This is a genomic window from Natroniella acetigena, assembly GCF_023227745.1.
In the GTDB taxonomy this organism is placed as follows: Bacteria; Bacillota; Halanaerobiia; order Halobacteroidales; family Halobacteroidaceae; genus Natroniella; species Natroniella acetigena.
On record NZ_JALKBX010000010.1, the window covers coordinates 1 to 15759 of the forward strand.

The following is a 15759-nucleotide window of genomic DNA, read 5'->3' on the forward strand; positions in this document are numbered from 1 at the left end:
AGTTATTGTAGATTGTCTTCACAATACTAGGCGATACTTTTCATATCGCAACAGATCACACCATAATTGTAATAAAACTTCACTTCGAATCCCTATAATATCAAAATAAACGCGGATAATTTATAAATAACAAAAACCTCCTTAGCCCAAACCGGCATAAAGGAGGTCAATAAATCCATAGAAAAATTATCTATGTAACTCCATCAACTCCCCTTATTAGCCTCACGGGACTAACTTAAAAGGGACTTTATTATTTAATTTTCTATTAGACATACTCTTTTAAAATAACAAGGTCTCTTCCATCCACTTCCTCTAAATCAACATCGATAACCTCTTGGTTAGAAGTTGGTAGGTTCTTACCAACATAATCAGCTCTAATGGGTAGTTCACGATGCCCCCGGTCAACTAAGATAGCCAACTGAATATTCTTAGGACGTCCTAAGTCCATCAAAGCATCTAAAGCAGAACGAACTGTTCGACCAGTATATAACACATCATCTACTAAAATAATCTTCTTATCTGTAATATCAAAAGGAATTTCAGTCTGATGAACAATTGGTTGATTGGCTATAGTAGTCAAGTCATCTCGATAAAGTGTAATATCTAAAATACCAGTCTGTACCTCTTGTCCTTCAATCTCTTTCAATTTAGCAGCAATTCTATCAGCTAGTGATACTCCTCGAGTCCGAATCCCAATCACTACTATATCATCAAGCCCTTCATTCTTTTCAATAATCTCATGGGAAATTCTCATCAAAGCCCGCCTAATTCCATCCTGATCAATTAATTCCTTTTTCACCCTTAACTCCACTACCATTCCTCCCTCAACCAAATTATTTCAAACAGTTAATCAACAAATTTTAATAATAAAACAAAAAAACTCCTTTTCCAGCAAGGAGTTTGACTAAATTTATTCAAGAACCACTACGTAGATTAATCCCTACCTAGTGACTAAATTCCCCTTACTAGTCTCGCTGAACTAATTTAAAGGTGCTTATATTCACTTTTCATTGGAATTTTATCAGATAAAACTTAATTTGTCAATGAATTTTAACAATTAATCTTATTCTTCTAGTTCATCTAATATTTTTTTCATATCTTTCCAAATAGGTGCTGCAAATTCTCTCCAATCTTTCGTACGAGGGTGATAAAACCCTAATCTAGTTGAATGTAGCAATTGACGCTTGGCCCCTAACTCATTTTGCTCAGACCCATATAATTGATCGCCAACTACTGGATAACCCATATAATCCATATGTAACCTAATTTGATGAGTTCGACCAGTCTTAATCTCTACTTCTACCAAGGTATAATCTTGATATCTAGTCAACACCTTAAACTTTGAAACTGCCTTCTTACTATTTTTACTAGTCACAGCCATCTTCTTTCTATCTTTAGGATCACGTCCAATTGCTGCATCTATCTTGCCTTGATTATGCTTAACCTGACCTTCTACCAAGACTTGATATATTTTTTTAGTCTCCCTCTTCTCAAATTGTTGTACTAAATTAACATGGGCAGTATCATTCTTAGCAGCTACAATTGCACCTGAAGTATCTTTATCTAATCGATGAACAATTCCAGGTCTGATCTCCCCATTGATTCCAGATAAATTATCACAATGGTATAATAAAGCATGTACTAAAGTACCAGTTTTATAATGAGGTGTAGGATGAACTACCAAATCCGGTTGCTTATTAATAACGATTAAATCTTGATCTTCATAAATAACTTCTAGCGAAATATTTTCAGCCTTTAATTCAACTTCTTTAGCTTGAGGAAAAGATAGTTCTATCTCATCTTCTGGCTGTACTTGATAACTCTTTTTAACCTCTTTACCATTAACAGTAATCTGATCATCCGCTATCAAATCTTGAATGTAACTTCTTGATAACTCTTCATTTCTAGTGGCCAAAAACTTATCAATTCGTAAATCTGCTTGATTAACTGTCACATTAAACTTTTTTTTCTTAGACATAATACCACTCCATCTAGTTAAATATTATTTACCTTCAATTACTACAACCCAATAACTGAAAATAGAGACTGTTATAACAATTGCTACATCTGCAATATTAAAAACAGGCCAGACCCTAAAATCGAAAAAATCAACTACATAACCTAATCTAACTCGATCAATTAAATTTCCTAATGCACCACCAATTCCTAATCCTAAAATAAGACGATTAAATCTATTATCTACAGGTAACTCATTATAAAAAACAATCAATAAAATTATAGCTAACACAGTAACTATAATTAAAAAAGTTACTCTTCCTTGTAAAATTCCAAAAGCAGCTCCTTGATTACGAATATACGTCAAATGAAATATATCCTCAATTATTGGAATTGATTGATATAAATCTAAATTTTCCATAACTAAATACTTTGTTCCTTGATCCAAAATTACTGTTAATAATAAGCTAATCAATACTTCCATTCCATTCACTCCAGCCCTTAAAATTATTACTTCTTAATTTAACCTATTATATTTTAGCATATATAATATAAAAAAACAAGAGAGTAAGCAAATGCCTACTCTCTATCATCTCTCCTTCTTTGCCCTGTCAAGTGAGACTCTTCATCCTCAAACTGTTCAGTAAAATTACTTGCTTCTTGATCAATAATATCTTCACCCCAGCCTACCAGACCTACTTCTTCATCAGCATTAAGGTAGCTATCATCATTATTATGTGCTCCAAGCACATCTGATGGAGTATTTGACGTTCCATATTGGGCCAACTCCTGCCAAGTATCCTCACCATCATAGATTACACTATCTTCATAATCTAAATTCATCTGCATCCTACCATGCAACTCTCCTAATAAGTCCTCTTCCATCGGTCGCTCTACATCGTCAGGTACCACTTCTTCAACCTTTGTTTTGCATTTATAACAAAAAGTACTATAGGGCATAACCTCCAAACGTTCAGGATCAATCTCTTGTTGACAAGCATCACATAAACCATATCCACCTGATTCAACCTTTTCCAAAGCATCATCAATCATCTTGAGTATTATTCGATCATTATCCTTCAATCCCAAATCCTTACTACGATCAAAGGTATCAGTTCCTCCATCAGCAGGGTGGTTATCATAATTTGATAACTCCCCTGTCGACTCTCGCACATTATGATCTAGCCCTTCATAACCTCTATTATCAAAATCAGCTACTTCGTCTAATAAATCTTTCTTTTCTTCAATTAATTTCTGCTTATAATACTTTAAATTTTTCATATCTTTCCCGCCTTAATTAATAATGGTAGTAACTTTATCTAATTCTTTTTGCGGTCTAACCTCTTCTTGATCACCTTGTGGATAACCAATCGTTACAAAAGCAAGTGGAATTAACTCTGCTGGTAACTCTAATACTTCTTTTACTTGTTGTTCATCAAAAGCTCCAATCCAACAACTTCCTAAATCATAAGCTTCAGCTGCTAATAACATATTCTCAATAGCAGCTGAAGTATCTTGAAGAGCATATAACTCTTCTCCGCGCTGACCATATTTAGCTGCTGATAAATCTGGATTAGTACAGACCACAACTACTATCGGTGCTTGAGTCATCCATTCCTGCCCATAAGCAATTTCGGCTAACTTTTCGATCTTGGCCTGATTTTTGATCACATAAAACTCCCACGGTTGAATATTTCCTGCACTCGGTGCTAGATGAGCTGCTTCTAATATCTTTTCTAAGGTTTCATCGGGAACTTCTTGTGCTTGATAAGCTCTAATACTTGCTCGATCCTTAATTGTTTGAATCACATCTTTAGCCATCTTAAGCCTCCTTTACAAATGTTGTTGTACTATTCTGACCAACTGTGCTATATACTCTCCAATCAAGGGAAGATTCAACTCTGCCAGTCTATACAAAATTGAAAGAAAGATTGCTCCTAATAAAGTCAATCCAATTGCAATTCCAAATCCCCGAGCCAATCCAGCTACAAAATTAATATAAATTAATCGCCTAGGTGAATTAAATAACTCTATATATTCAGCCATCTGCATCTTCTCGGCATTCACAATAAACTTCCCAATCAATCTTTCTAGTTTATCAATGGTTCTCTCATTTACTTCTTCTTCATCTTTAATTTTTTGGATTAAATTCTTAGAAGAATCTTCTCCCATTAATCTTCCCCCTTACTAGTATTAATCTATCCCAAAATCAAGTTTAAAATACAAAAAAAAAGAGCTGCCATTTGGCAACTTTAGGTTAATTCTTTAAATTTGAAGCTAATCAAGTTCTACTTCAGATTCACTTTTGTTTATGTCGCTCAATTGTATTTTGATTAATATTGATAAAATTAAGATAATTCTGATTGAAATCCTGTACACCCTACGGTAGATATAGTTTATATATATTTCACGAAGAGTCTTGTTTTTTAAGACTCGTAGACTGTACGATTAAGGTTTTCTGATACCATGAATATTTTACCTAACATAGAACAATCAATTAAGCCAAGAAACTAGGATAAGGTTGTAATAGATTATAAAGTTTAGCCTGCTTCTTATCTAAATTATCACCTAATAATCCACCTCCTTCAACTATTGCATCTTCACCATCTAATAAAAAATCAAGCCTATTATATAATTGAACAAATTCTTCCTTTTCATTCAATACTTTATACTGATAAAATAACTTCCCCATTTTCAATAATGAATTAATATTCTCCCGATTTAATTGAGATAATTTTTCTTCCTTTTTACTCAATGATTTATTAAATCTTTTTTGTTGCCCCTGTAATTCTGTCTTCAAGTCAGCTTGACATTGAGACAATTCATCTAATTTCGAATTTACTTCATTAATTCTTTCTCTTAAAGCAAAGATTCTATTCTGTAATTGAGTACAGATTTGTAAGTTATTAATTACTAGTGTCAAAGTTTTTTTTATCTCAGGAGTTAATTGATCATCGTATTTTAAGATCATTTTTGAATAGTTTCTAATTACTATACATCCTAGTGTCAAAAATAAATTCTTTATATCACAATCACTGATTTTAAATTCCTTGTATCTACCTACTACAGACATTAAATCAACTCCTTTATTAAAACTCAAGGATTCCATGGAATAAATTTTCATTAGTAGTCATTATCTACGCTTTTAATACAAAAATAACTATTGACTATGAAACACCTTGAACTAATACACCTTACTAAAAATTTAAAAATGATATTCCCAGCACCTGCAAGATCTTAATTGTTTTGAAAAGTAAGCAGGTTTATCTTTATGAAAAAAGAAACCTATTAATTAAATAGTTTAAAGAATGGAGTGAGTTCTATGACTAAAATCAAAGAAACATCAACACTAAAACAGTATAACCCAAATTACAGCAAAAAGTCAAATTTAATTGACAAAAAAACCAAAAAAATTACGCTAAAAAATTTAACAACATCAGAAATAATAACTCATTTATCTTTAGAAAATAATAAGTTAAATAAAGTTATTATTCAAGAATTATTAAGATTAAATTCCCCCCTAAAGAAAGAATCAATTATAAGACTGAATCAATTTTTAACTCAATTTACAGAAACAAAAAATCAAAATTTGACCGATAAAATTAAAACTGCTCTCTTATTAAAAGAACTCAAATTTCCTCTCAATGATAAGTTTTATAATTTATTCAAGGATCAAATCAACTTAACAAACAATTTAAAAAACAGCTTTATAAAATTATTAAAACAACTTAATCAAACTGACTCAGATTTTAATTTTTTAGAAAAGGAGCATAATAATTCAGAAAAAAACAATCAAACAATAAAAATTGATATTCTAGCCAAAAAAACCAAAAACCTATTAGAAGAAACTATTATTTCCGCTGATAATCTAAGCTCTAAAAGCATATCAAATTCTATTACTAATCTGCACTTAAATAATGATCACACAGCTAACTTATTAAAATCTTTATTTAAATTTACTCAATCTTCTTCTGAAACGATAAATGAAGGAGGAAGACTACTTAAACAACTGACCAGTTTACAAGCTATTAATCACTTAAATGATAATGTTTCAATTTTTTTACCAATATTACTTCAAAATAATCTAACTTTAGCTCAGATTAAGATCAATAAAGAAAATACAAAAGAGCATCAACAAAATTCCAACAATACTAATAATCCTTTAACTTTCTCTATCCACCTTGAAACTGAAAAATTAGGTTTAATTAAGGCATCTATTAAAATTGAAGATAAAAAAATCTGGGGCCAATTTAAAAGTGATCAACCTGAAACTGTAGAGTTGATTAATAAACGCTTGGATAAATTCAAAGTTCAATTAGAAAATAATAGCTACCAAGTAAGATCCTTGACTTCTAACTTTACCACTGCTAACTCAAATCCAACCCAACAACCAAAGTTAACAACCATTAATTTAACAATTTAGGGGTGTGAATAAATTGAATTCCAATAAAAAAAGCAGTTCAGAGAAAAAAGAAGCAGTAGCATTAAAGTATAATCCACAGCAAGATTCAGCTCCAACTGTAATTGCTAAAGGCAAAAAGGAATTGGCCCAGCAGATAATTAAACAGGCTCAAGAATCTGATATTCCAATTACAGAAGATCAAGATCTCGTTAAGATCTTGTTGCAACTAAACTTAGGAGAAGAGATTCCTGAAGAACTATACCAAGTAGTTGCTGAAATACTCAGTTTCATCTATGATTTAGAGGATTTAGCATAATCACAATGTTCGATTATTGGACACTCTGAACAGTTAGGTCTTCTAGCTTTACATAGATTACGTCCATGAAATATAAGCCACTGATGAGCAGCAGACCATAAATTTTTAGGAATAACCTCCATTAAATCCTGCTCTACTTGATCTATTTTATCACTAGCAGCCAAACCAATTCGGTTGGAGACCCTAAAGACATGAGTATCAACTGCAATTGCATCTACCCCAAATATTGAACTGACCACTACATTGGCCGTCTTACGCCCTACGCCTGCTAATTTCATTAACTCTTCTCTAGTCTGGGGTACCTGCCCTTCATAGTTATCAAGTAGCATCTGACAGGTTTTAATAATATACTTGCTCTTATTACGATAAAGTCCAACTCCTCTAATTTCGGTTGCTAATTCTTCTACCGTTAAGTTAGCAAAGTCATCTGGCCCCTTATATTTTTTAAATAATTTTTCTGTAACCTTATTAACTTGTTTGTCCGTCGATTGAGCAGATAAAATAACTGCAATTAATAATTCAACAGGATTAGTATAATTTAATTCAGTTTCAGGTTCCGGATAATTTTCTTCTAGTATCTTTATTATTTTACAAGCTTCTGCAGTAGTCTTTAATTGTTTCATATTCATCTCCTTTCACAGCTAAAAAGAAGGTTATCCTAGGATAACCTTCTTTTTAGCTATATAAGTTGTATTTCATTAAAACCCTTCAACTAAATTAGCCATCTCTAAAGCTCCAACAGCAGCTTCCCAACCTTTATTTCCTGCTTTAGTACCTGCTCGCTCAATAGCTTGTTCAATAGTATCAGTGGTAATTACTCCAAACATAACCGGTAGCTCATCTTCTAAACTGACCTTAGCAATCCCTTTAGAAACTTCAGAACAGACATAATCAAAATGAGGTGTAGCTCCTCTAATTACAGCACCTAAACAGATAACTGCATCGTACTTATCACTTTTAGCCATCTTTTTGGCAACTAATGGAATTTCAAAAGCTCCTGGTACCCATGCTACTTCAATATCATTCTCTTTAACACCATGTCGTTTCAGTGCATCTAAAGCCCCACTCAATAACTTAGTAGAGATAAATTCATTAAATCTCCCTAATACAATTCCAAACTTTAATCCTTCACCTAATAATTTACCTTCATAAACTTTTCCTAATGTTTGCATTATTGTATAACCTCCTCTAGTTTATAAACCTAACTTTAAAAATTATTTTCTAGCATATGTCCTAACTTTTCTTTCTTAGTCTCTAGATAATACTTATTCACTACATTTGGTTCTATTTGATGTGCTACTCTCTCAGTTACTTCTAAACCATACCCCTCTAAACCTACTATTTTACGTGGGTTATTTGTCATTAATTGAATCTTATTTAACCCTAAATCTGATAAGATTTGTGCTCCAACTCCATAATCCCTCATATCATCATCAAATCCAAGTTCTCGATTTGCTTCAACTGTATCCTTGCCTTCATCTTGTAATTGGTATGCCTTTAACTTGTTAGCCAAGCCAATCCCTCTACCTTCTTGTCTCATATAGAGGACAACTCCTACTCCTTCTTCTTCAATCCTTTCTAAAGCTACTCCTAATTGATCACGACAATCACACCGCAAAGAACCTAATACATCTCCTGTTAAGCATTCTGAATGGACTCTAACTAAAACATTTTCTGCTTCTTCAATATCTCCCTTAATAATAGCTACATGGCATTTATCATCAACATCAGTCTCATACCCTACTGCTTTAAACTCACCAAACTTAGACGGTAATTCAATCTCTGCTACACGGTGAACTAGATTATCTTTTTTGACCTTATATTCAATTAAATCTTTAATGGTAATCATTTTAAGATCATGCTCTTTAGCAAACTCCTTTAATTCCGGCACCCGAGCCATCGTCCCATCATCAGACATAATCTCACAGATAACACCTGCAGGATATAAACCAGCCAATTTAGCCAAGTCTACTGCTGCCTCTGTATGTCCAGCCCTTCTCAAAACCCCACCTTCTTTAGCTTTTAAAGGGAAAATATGACCAGGACGAGCAAAATCAGTTGCTTTCACTTCAGGATTAACAACCTCTGCAACCGTTTTGGCCCTTTCAAAGGCAGAAATTCCTGTTGTAGTATCTTTATGATCAATAGAAACTGTAAAAGCAGTTTCGTGGCTATCAGTATTCTCTTGAACCATTTGTTCAAGCTCTAACTCTTTAACACGCTTTCCTGTAAGGGGTAGACAGATCAGCCCCTTACCATGAGTTGCCATAAAATTAATACTTTCTGGTGTTACTTTTTCAGCAGCCATCAATAAATCACCTTCATTTTCTCGAGCTTCATCATCAACAACTATTATCATCTTTCCCTGTTTAATATCTTCAATCGCTGCTTCAATTGAATGAAAATCCATTTTAATCACTCCTCAATTTATTTAATATTTAGTGTTTAATAATCAACTGCAGCTATGCAAATAAAAACCCTTTATCTTTCAACATCTTCATATTTATATTAGAATCCGATCCTTCTGAATCTTCCTCAGCAAATTCCATCATTCTTTCCACATACTTACCTATTAAATCGACTTCTAAATTAACCTTATCACCTATGCCCTTCTTATCTAAAATTGTAATTTGAGCTGTATGTGGAATTAAAGAAATATTAAAGCTGTTAGTTTCCAATTTAGCTACAGTCAAACTGACTCCATCTATAGTAATAGAACCTTTAGAGATAATATATTTCAAAATTTTTGACGGAGGTGTTATAGTTACTACTACTGCATTATCTTCCCTCTTTTTAGCCTTAATAATCCCTACTCCATCTATATGACCTGAGACCAAATGTCCACCTAAGCGGTCTCCAACTCGCAATGCACGCTCTAAATTAACTTCCTGACCTATTTTCAAATCTACCAGACTCGACTTTCTTAAAGTTTCAGGCATTACATCAACTGTAAATTCAGTTTCCTTGAAATCTGTTACAGTCAAACAAACACCATTTGTAGCAATACTATCTCCTAATTTTACATCCTCTAATACCTTGTTAGCTTGAATAGTTAAAGCAATTGAATTACTTCCTCGCTCAATTTTTTTAACCTTTCCAATTTCCTCAACAATTCCAGTAAACATCTTTGACCTCCTCTTAATAGCTAGTTACTCACTCATATTTAGGATAGCCTATTATTAAAATATCATCACCAACTCTTTTATGCTGTAACTGATCAATTCCAATCCCTGCTTCAATTTTATCTACTCCTGTACCAGCTACTACAGGTATCGCTTCTTTTCCTCCAATGATTTTGGGAGCAATAAAATAATATAATTTATCAACAAGTTTAGCTTCTAAGAAAGAAGAATTCACCTGGCTTCCTCCTTCGACTAGTAAGCTTATTAATTCTCTTTTTCCTAATTCGTCTAATAATTTTTCTAAATCAACTCTATTGTCGGTTCCTGCTTCAATTATCTCTACTCCAGCCTCTTTCAGCTTTATTTTTTTGACTTGATCAGCTTGTTCAGTAGTTGCAATTATTGTAGGTGCAGAAGATTTTTGAATAACTAAATTGGCATCTAATGGAATTCTTAATTTACCATCTAATACAATTCTAATAGCATCTTCTCCACCTTCAGGTAATCTAGTCGTTAATCGAGGGTTATCTGCTAAAGCTGTACCTATTCCTACTAAAATTCCATCAACTTGATCTCTCAACTGATGAACAAATGCTCTAGATTCTTCCCCTGTAATCCATTTAGAATCTCCTTTTTTAGTAGCAATCTTCCCATCTAAGGTCATAGCATTCTTCAAAATAACAAAAGGGGTGTTAGTCTTCATATATTTAATATAATCTTCATTTAATTTAGCTGCTTCTTCTTTTAACAAACCCACTTCAGTCTCTACCCCAGCAGTTTCTAACATCTCAATGCCCTTACCTGCTACTTTAGGATTTGGATCTTTCATAGCTATAATTACCTTTTTTATTCCAGATTCAATAATAAATTTAGCACACGGTGGGGTTTTACCATAATGAGAACATGGTTCCAATGTAACATACATTGTAGCTCCTTTAGCCTCTTCACCAACATCCTTTAATACATTAACCTCAGCATGAAAACCACCTGCATAATGATGAAACCCTGTTCCTATTACTTCTCCCTCTTTAACAATCACCGCTCCAACTAGAGGATTAGGACTAGTTCTCCCTAATGCTCTTTTTGCTAAATCTAACGCTAAACTCATATAATCTCTTTTGCTCACTACTTTCACCTTCCATTCTAATTTACAATCAGTTAACAGCTTTTAATTAACTTTCATCAATTATTAATAACAAAAAAGTCCCCAGAAGTAAACTCCGAGAACTTTAAATACCCACTAGCAGGATACTAATTTCTAATCCTTCCCCTCTCATCCAGACTATAACTGTCGGCTTTGGAATTTCACCAAATCAGCTTATCTAAGCTCGCGGACTATCACCGCCGGTTAGGAATTTCACCTGTTCCCGAAGAAGCTATTTTATTTTCTGTTTCTTATTATACTACGAACTAAAAAATAAATCAAATAAAAATTTGGCTAAATGAAAATAATTTATCAAAAATATACCTGATTGTTAATCCTCAGCTATAAATGAGAAATTACTTATTATTTATTCAGCACTGATTTTAAGTTCAGTAATTGCTTGTCCTCTATCCTCAACTCCAAAAACTGCTGAACCTGCTACCAAAATGTTGGCCCCAGCTTTAACAGCATCTACTGCTGTTGTATTAGGCTTAATTCCCCCATCTACTTGAATATCAACTTCTAACTCTCGCTCTTCAATCTGATTTCTTAACCGCTCAATTTTAGGTAATACTTCAGAAATAAAGGACTGCCCACCAAAACCAGGATTAACTGTCATTAATAATACCATATCTAATTCATCAAGTACATATTCTATAGTACTTAATGGTGTAGCTGGATTTAAAGCAACTGCTGCCTTAACTCCTTCTTGTTTTATATTTTGAATAGTCCGATGTAAATGTGGACAAGCTTCAGCATGAACAGTAATGATCTCTGCTCCTGCTTTAACAAACTCAGAGATATAACAATCTGGACTTTCAATCATTAAGTGAACATCCAATACTTGTTCTGTCTTATCTTGAATTGCATCTAAAACCAACGGGCCAATCGTAATATTAGGCACAAAATGTCCATCCATTACATCAATATGTAAATACTCTGCTTCTTGTACAGTCTTTATTTCTTCTTCTAATCTACTGAAATCTGCTGATAATATTGATGGTGCTACTTTAATCATTTTTAAATCACCAACTCTTCTTTTTATTTTCAATTTCTGCTAAAAATTTTAGATAATTTTGATAACGCTCTGCTGTAATCTCTTCCTTTTCTACTGCCTCTTTAACTGCACACTGTGGTTCATGGCTATGTGAACAAGGGTTGAACTTACATTGACTTAAATAATCAATTAGTTCAGGAAAGAAATACTGTAACCCTTCAGCAGTAATAAAACTCAAATCAAGCGAACTGAAACCTGGAGTATCGGCTACCCAGCCTCCAGTATCTAAACTCAACAACTCTACATGCCTAGTTGTATGTTTACCTCTCTTTATTCGTTGACTTATTTCTCCAACTTTTAATTCTAAACCCGCTTGAATAGCATTTAACAGGCTTGATTTACCCACTCCAGAAGGACCAGCAAAGACAGATACATTATCTTTTAAAGCTTCTACTAAATCATCTAAGCCTATTCCTTCCTTAGCACTAGTATAAATTACTCGATAGCCAATTTTTTGATAAGGAAGAAGTTGCTCTCTAGCCACTTCCAAAGATGATAATTCAACTTTATTAATACAAATAGTTACTTCTAAATCAGCTATCTCTGCTAATACCAATAACCGATCTAATAGTTTAAAATCTAAATCTGGCTCTACAATAGCAAAAGTAATAATCACCTGATCAATATTAGCAATCACAGGACGAAATAAAGAATTCTTCCTCTCCAACCTTTCTTCTACAACGCCACTCCCATCATCCAATAAATCAAACTTGACTAAGTCACCGGTAATTACATCAGAACCCTCATTTTTTAATTTCCCTCTAATCTTACAGCGATATACTTCTTTGCTTTCAAAATCATAAACAAAGAAATAACCACCAAATGCTTTTAAAACTCTTCCTTCTCTCATAACCACTCTCCCTTTATTATTTGCAGTTTATAATTGATAATTGATAGTGGATACGATTTTTGTGGGTTTCATGGAGGGTCTTAATAAAGACCCGTAAGAATAGTTAAAAACCATAAAACATAAAAAACACATTACTCCTTAATTATAAAGATTTTAAAAAGGGTAGATTTTGGGTTTTAACTATCAATTTTAAACTATCAATTATCAATTGAAGTTACAATCTCTTTTCATAATTCAATTGACCATCAAAATAAATTTTAATCACAGCTGAACCAACCGTAATTACTTCCTCACCAATTCGAGCGTTAGCTTGATGAACCTCTTCATAAACAACCCGTTTTCCATTATTATCTTCAACCGTAATTTTGACTTCTCTCTCAGGACCAGGTGGGATAAATGTTCTAACTTGTGAAGTCTTTATTTCAGCTCCTTCTACATTTCTAATTCCTGAACTTACAATCAAATCTACCGTTGCACCTTCTGTTAGTTCCTCTCCAGATTCTGGATCTTGAGCTATAATCCGATCTTGACGATAATTAAGACTCTCCCTTTCAATCGTCCGTCCAATAATCAGATTTCGATCTTGTAATCTCTGTTCTGCTTCTTCTTGGCGTAACCCTACTACTTCAGGCACAACTACCTGCTCAGGTTCTCGACCTTGACTGATTACCAAATCAACCTCCGTATTCATCTTTACCTCTTCTGCAATCCCAGGTTCTTGAGAAATAATCTCATCTTCAAGAACTTGATCGCTATACTCATAATCCAGTTCTCCTACCTCTAAATTACTCCTGTTTAATTCCACTCTAGCTTCTCGTAAAGTACCCCCAACTAGCTCTGGAACTTCAACCATCTGTGCCCCTTTACTTGTTACCACACTAATTACCCGATTTTCCTTAACTATTCTATTAGGCTCAGGACTTTGTGAAATAATATGCTCTTCAGCAATTTCATTGCTATGACTTTTGTAATAAACTTCTAAATTTAAACCTAGCTCCTCTAACTGCTCTCGAGCTATATCTACATGTTCTCCCCTCAAATTTGGTACTTCAACATCATCAACAGCCATATACTGCTCTAAGAAATAATAACCTAAACCCATTACGGTTAAAAACACTAATAATATAACCCCTACTCCAACAACTAGCTTCTTTCTACTAGATTTTCTCGGTTGGTTATTAGATTCTTTATCTTTTTCTGCACTCATACCTTTCAATCCTCCAGAATCTATTTTGGTTACTTCTTCTTCATTAAGCTCCTGTTCAGCTCTAGAAATAACCTTGGTTTGCTGTTGTTCTTGCTTAGAAATAACCATTGTCTTTTGATCAGCAGTCTCCTGTTGCAGATCAAGCTGACGACTAACCTCCCGTAGATCCTTTAACATTTCAACAGCTGAATTATATCTTTCAGCTGGCTCTTTAGCAATAGCTTTTAAAATAATATTAGCTAGCTGCTGAGGCAAATCAGGATTAAGTTTTTGAGGAGGAGTAACTTCCTGCTCAATATGTTTCAATGCTACAGATACAGAAGTATCCCCCTTAAAAGGAAGTTCCCCTGTAACTAATTCATACAGAACAATTCCTAACGAATAAATATCAGATCTCATAGTAATCTTACTGCCTTTAGCTTGCTCTGGAGAAAGATAATGAGCTGATCCTACAATTGATTCAGTCTGAACCATCGTTGCTGCAGTTATTGCTTGAGCAATTCCAAAATCAGTTACTTTAACTTTGCCAGCAGAAGTCAATAAAATATTGTGTGGTTTAATATCACAATGAACAATATTATTCCGATGTGCCGTAATCAAAGCTTGACAGACTTCCTGTACTATTTCAACCGCTTCTTCAACCTCTAATTTACCAGCTGTTTTAAGCTTTTCTTTTAAATTTTTTCCTTCTACATGTTCCATGATTATATACTGAAAATCACCATCTTTAGCTATATCATAAATATTAACAATATTCTCATGGGAAAAGCTAGCAACCGCTTGAGCTTCATGCCTAAATCGTTTTACAGCAGCTACATCATCAGCAAATTGAGGCTGTAAAACTTTAACCGCTACTTCTCTACCTAATAATTTATCATGGGCCAAATAAACAATAGCCATTCCACCTGTGCCAATCTTCTCAATTAATTCATATCTATCATTAAGCACTTTCCCAATCATAATGTCACCTCAAAACCTTTAACTTAATTATACTGCATAAATAATTACGGTAATATTATCGCGACCACCTCGTTGATTAGCCAATTCAACTAATGTTTCAGCTTTCTGTTGTAAATTAATCGGTTTAGCTAATATCTCTGCTAATTTTTTATCAGAGACCATGTTGGTCAATCCATCAGAACAGAACAAGATTAGATCTTGCTCCTCTAATTCTACTTCAATTAAATCCTTCTTTACATCTTTTTCTACCCCTAAAGCATTAGTCAATATATTTTTTTGTGGATGATTTTTAGCCTCTTCTGGAGTAATAATATCCTTCCTAATTAACTCCTCAACCATAGAATGATCCTGGGTAACCTGACATAAATCACCATCTCTAAACAAATAAGCTCTAGTATCACCAATATGACCAATCGTTAATATTCTATCCTTGATAACCCCTAAAGTCAAGGTAGTTCCCATTCCATGATATTCTTCTTTTTCTTTACTTTTCTGATAAATACATTGATTAGCATGCCAAATTAAATCTTTTATATCTTGTACTGGGTTATCAATACTGAATTGATAATCCTTAATTGCTTCAATAGCTAATGTACTGGCCAAAGCACCAGAATTATGACCTCCCATTCCATCTGCTACAACCAGCAAAGTCAGCTCATCTTTAACTAATGCCAAATGATTATCTTCATTTTCAGTCCTAACTTTACCGCAGTCTGAAATTACTCCATAGTTCAAACTCCTCACC

Annotated in this window: 18 protein-coding genes and 1 riboswitch; of the genes, 2 read left to right on the forward strand and 16 right to left on the reverse strand. The window is 33.5% G+C overall.

The window, feature by feature from the left end:
- Positions 1 to 265 precede the first annotated feature (265 nt).
- The 7 genes from pyrR to MWH25_RS03910 form a co-directional block, all read right to left on the reverse strand.
- Positions 266 to 817, reverse strand: coding sequence for a bifunctional pyr operon transcriptional regulator/uracil phosphoribosyltransferase PyrR (gene pyrR, locus MWH25_RS03880; RefSeq protein WP_248626055.1), 552 nt, complete (start codon positions 815 to 817; stop codon positions 266 to 268).
- A gap of 246 nt (positions 818 to 1063) precedes the next feature.
- Positions 1064 to 1978 (reverse strand): RluA family pseudouridine synthase, encoded by a 915-nt coding sequence (locus MWH25_RS03885; RefSeq protein ID WP_248626057.1) that lies wholly within the window; start codon positions 1976 to 1978, stop codon positions 1064 to 1066.
- Positions 1979 to 2002: 24 nt separating this feature from the next.
- Positions 2003 to 2440 (reverse strand): signal peptidase II, encoded by a 438-nt coding sequence (lspA, locus tag MWH25_RS03890; protein ID WP_248626059.1) that lies wholly within the window; start codon positions 2438 to 2440, stop codon positions 2003 to 2005.
- Between the two features lie 95 nt (positions 2441 to 2535).
- Complete coding sequence (locus MWH25_RS03895) at positions 2536 to 3237, reverse strand: TraR/DksA C4-type zinc finger protein (RefSeq protein WP_248626064.1); 702 nt, start codon at positions 3235 to 3237, stop codon at positions 2536 to 2538.
- A 12-nt stretch (positions 3238 to 3249) separates the two neighbouring features.
- On the reverse strand, positions 3250 to 3777 hold the full coding sequence (locus tag MWH25_RS03900) for a nitroreductase family protein (RefSeq protein WP_248626066.1): 528 nt from the start codon (positions 3775 to 3777) through the stop codon (positions 3250 to 3252).
- Positions 3778 to 3789: 12 nt separating this feature from the next.
- Positions 3790 to 4128, reverse strand: a complete 339-nt coding sequence (locus MWH25_RS03905; protein ID WP_248626069.1) for a DUF5665 domain-containing protein — start codon at positions 4126 to 4128, stop codon at positions 3790 to 3792.
- Between the two features lie 325 nt (positions 4129 to 4453).
- A complete protein-coding gene (locus MWH25_RS03910) occupies positions 4454 to 5029 on the reverse strand; it encodes a coiled-coil domain-containing protein (RefSeq protein WP_248626071.1) in 576 nt (191 codons plus the stop codon).
- 249 nt (positions 5030 to 5278) lie between these two features.
- Here MWH25_RS03910 and fliK point away from each other — a divergent pair, with 249 nt between their 5' ends.
- Positions 5279 to 6379, forward strand: a complete 1101-nt coding sequence (fliK, locus tag MWH25_RS03915) for a flagellar hook-length control protein FliK (protein WP_248626073.1) — start codon at positions 5279 to 5281, stop codon at positions 6377 to 6379.
- A 4-nt stretch (positions 6380 to 6383) separates the two neighbouring features.
- Positions 6384 to 6674 carry an EscU/YscU/HrcU family type III secretion system export apparatus switch protein gene (locus tag MWH25_RS03920; protein ID WP_428832792.1) on the forward strand — a complete coding sequence of 97 codons (291 nt, stop codon included), beginning with the start codon at positions 6384 to 6386 and terminating at the stop codon, positions 6672 to 6674.
- Here MWH25_RS03920 and nth read toward each other — a convergent pair.
- From nth to MWH25_RS03965, 9 genes are all read right to left on the reverse strand, one after another.
- Positions 6650 to 7297 carry an endonuclease III gene (gene nth / locus MWH25_RS03925; RefSeq protein ID WP_248626079.1) on the reverse strand — a complete coding sequence of 216 codons (648 nt, stop codon included), beginning with the start codon at positions 7295 to 7297 and terminating at the stop codon, positions 6650 to 6652. The genes MWH25_RS03920 and nth overlap by 25 nt on opposite strands.
- Before the next feature lie 75 nt (positions 7298 to 7372).
- Complete coding sequence (ribH, locus tag MWH25_RS03930; protein ID WP_248626083.1) at positions 7373 to 7846, reverse strand: 6,7-dimethyl-8-ribityllumazine synthase; 474 nt, start codon at positions 7844 to 7846, stop codon at positions 7373 to 7375.
- Between the two features lie 35 nt (positions 7847 to 7881).
- Positions 7882 to 9084, reverse strand: coding sequence for a bifunctional 3,4-dihydroxy-2-butanone-4-phosphate synthase/GTP cyclohydrolase II (locus MWH25_RS03935; protein ID WP_248626086.1), 1203 nt, complete (start codon positions 9082 to 9084; stop codon positions 7882 to 7884).
- 52 nt (positions 9085 to 9136) lie between these two features.
- Positions 9137 to 9799, reverse strand: coding sequence for a riboflavin synthase (locus tag MWH25_RS03940; RefSeq protein WP_248626088.1), 663 nt, complete (start codon positions 9797 to 9799; stop codon positions 9137 to 9139).
- Positions 9800 to 9827: 28 nt separating this feature from the next.
- Positions 9828 to 10922 carry a bifunctional diaminohydroxyphosphoribosylaminopyrimidine deaminase/5-amino-6-(5-phosphoribosylamino)uracil reductase RibD gene (ribD, locus tag MWH25_RS03945; protein ID WP_248626090.1) on the reverse strand — a complete coding sequence of 365 codons (1095 nt, stop codon included), beginning with the start codon at positions 10920 to 10922 and terminating at the stop codon, positions 9828 to 9830.
- A gap of 135 nt (positions 10923 to 11057) precedes the next feature.
- A riboswitch (FMN riboswitch) is annotated at positions 11058 to 11175 on the reverse strand.
- Between the two features lie 132 nt (positions 11176 to 11307).
- A complete protein-coding gene (gene rpe, locus MWH25_RS03950) occupies positions 11308 to 11958 on the reverse strand; it encodes a ribulose-phosphate 3-epimerase (RefSeq protein WP_248626092.1) in 651 nt (216 codons plus the stop codon).
- 7 nt (positions 11959 to 11965) lie between these two features.
- The gene (gene rsgA, locus MWH25_RS03955) at positions 11966 to 12847 is read right to left on the reverse strand and encodes a ribosome small subunit-dependent GTPase A (protein WP_248626094.1); all 882 of its coding nucleotides are present in this window, start codon (positions 12845 to 12847) and stop codon (positions 11966 to 11968) included.
- Positions 12848 to 13061: 214 nt separating this feature from the next.
- Complete coding sequence (gene pknB / locus MWH25_RS03960) at positions 13062 to 15014, reverse strand: Stk1 family PASTA domain-containing Ser/Thr kinase (protein ID WP_248626096.1); 1953 nt, start codon at positions 15012 to 15014, stop codon at positions 13062 to 13064.
- Positions 15015 to 15041: 27 nt separating this feature from the next.
- Positions 15042 to 15758 carry a Stp1/IreP family PP2C-type Ser/Thr phosphatase gene (locus MWH25_RS03965; RefSeq protein ID WP_248626098.1) on the reverse strand — a complete coding sequence of 239 codons (717 nt, stop codon included), beginning with the start codon at positions 15756 to 15758 and terminating at the stop codon, positions 15042 to 15044.
- Position 15759 lies beyond the last annotated feature (1 nt).

Bases quoted from the DNA above. Each gene is read 5' to 3' on its own strand.
- rpe (WP_248626092.1), bottom strand. From the start codon at position 11,958: ATGATTAAAGTAGCACCATCAATATTATCAGCAGATTTCAGTAGATTA.
- MWH25_RS03935 (WP_248626086.1), bottom strand. From the start codon at position 9,084: ATGGATTTTCATTCAATTGAAGCAGCGATTGAAGATATTAAACAGGGA.
- lspA (WP_248626059.1), bottom strand. From the start codon at position 2,440: ATGGAAGTATTGATTAGCTTATTATTAACAGTAATTTTGGATCAAGGA.
- ribH (WP_248626083.1), bottom strand. From the start codon at position 7,846: ATGCAAACATTAGGAAAAGTTTATGAAGGTAAATTATTAGGTGAAGGA.
- MWH25_RS03895 (WP_248626064.1), bottom strand. From the start codon at position 3,237: ATGAAAAATTTAAAGTATTATAAGCAGAAATTAATTGAAGAAAAGAAA.
- MWH25_RS03900 (WP_248626066.1), bottom strand. From the start codon at position 3,777: ATGGCTAAAGATGTGATTCAAACAATTAAGGATCGAGCAAGTATTAGA.
- MWH25_RS03885 (WP_248626057.1), bottom strand. From the start codon at position 1,978: ATGTCTAAGAAAAAAAAGTTTAATGTGACAGTTAATCAAGCAGATTTA.
- pyrR (WP_248626055.1), bottom strand. From the start codon at position 817: ATGGTAGTGGAGTTAAGGGTGAAAAAGGAATTAATTGATCAGGATGGA.
- MWH25_RS03940 (WP_248626088.1), bottom strand. From the start codon at position 9,799: ATGTTTACTGGAATTGTTGAGGAAATTGGAAAGGTTAAAAAAATTGAG.
- rsgA (WP_248626094.1), bottom strand. From the start codon at position 12,847: ATGAGAGAAGGAAGAGTTTTAAAAGCATTTGGTGGTTATTTCTTTGTT.
- MWH25_RS03910 (WP_248626071.1), bottom strand. From the start codon at position 5,029: ATGTCTGTAGTAGGTAGATACAAGGAATTTAAAATCAGTGATTGTGAT.
- nth (WP_248626079.1), bottom strand. From the start codon at position 7,297: ATGAAACAATTAAAGACTACTGCAGAAGCTTGTAAAATAATAAAGATA.
- pknB (WP_248626096.1), bottom strand. From the start codon at position 15,014: ATGATTGGGAAAGTGCTTAATGATAGATATGAATTAATTGAGAAGATT.
- fliK (WP_248626073.1), top strand. From the start codon at position 5,279: ATGACTAAAATCAAAGAAACATCAACACTAAAACAGTATAACCCAAAT.
- MWH25_RS03905 (WP_248626069.1), bottom strand. From the start codon at position 4,128: ATGGGAGAAGATTCTTCTAAGAATTTAATCCAAAAAATTAAAGATGAA.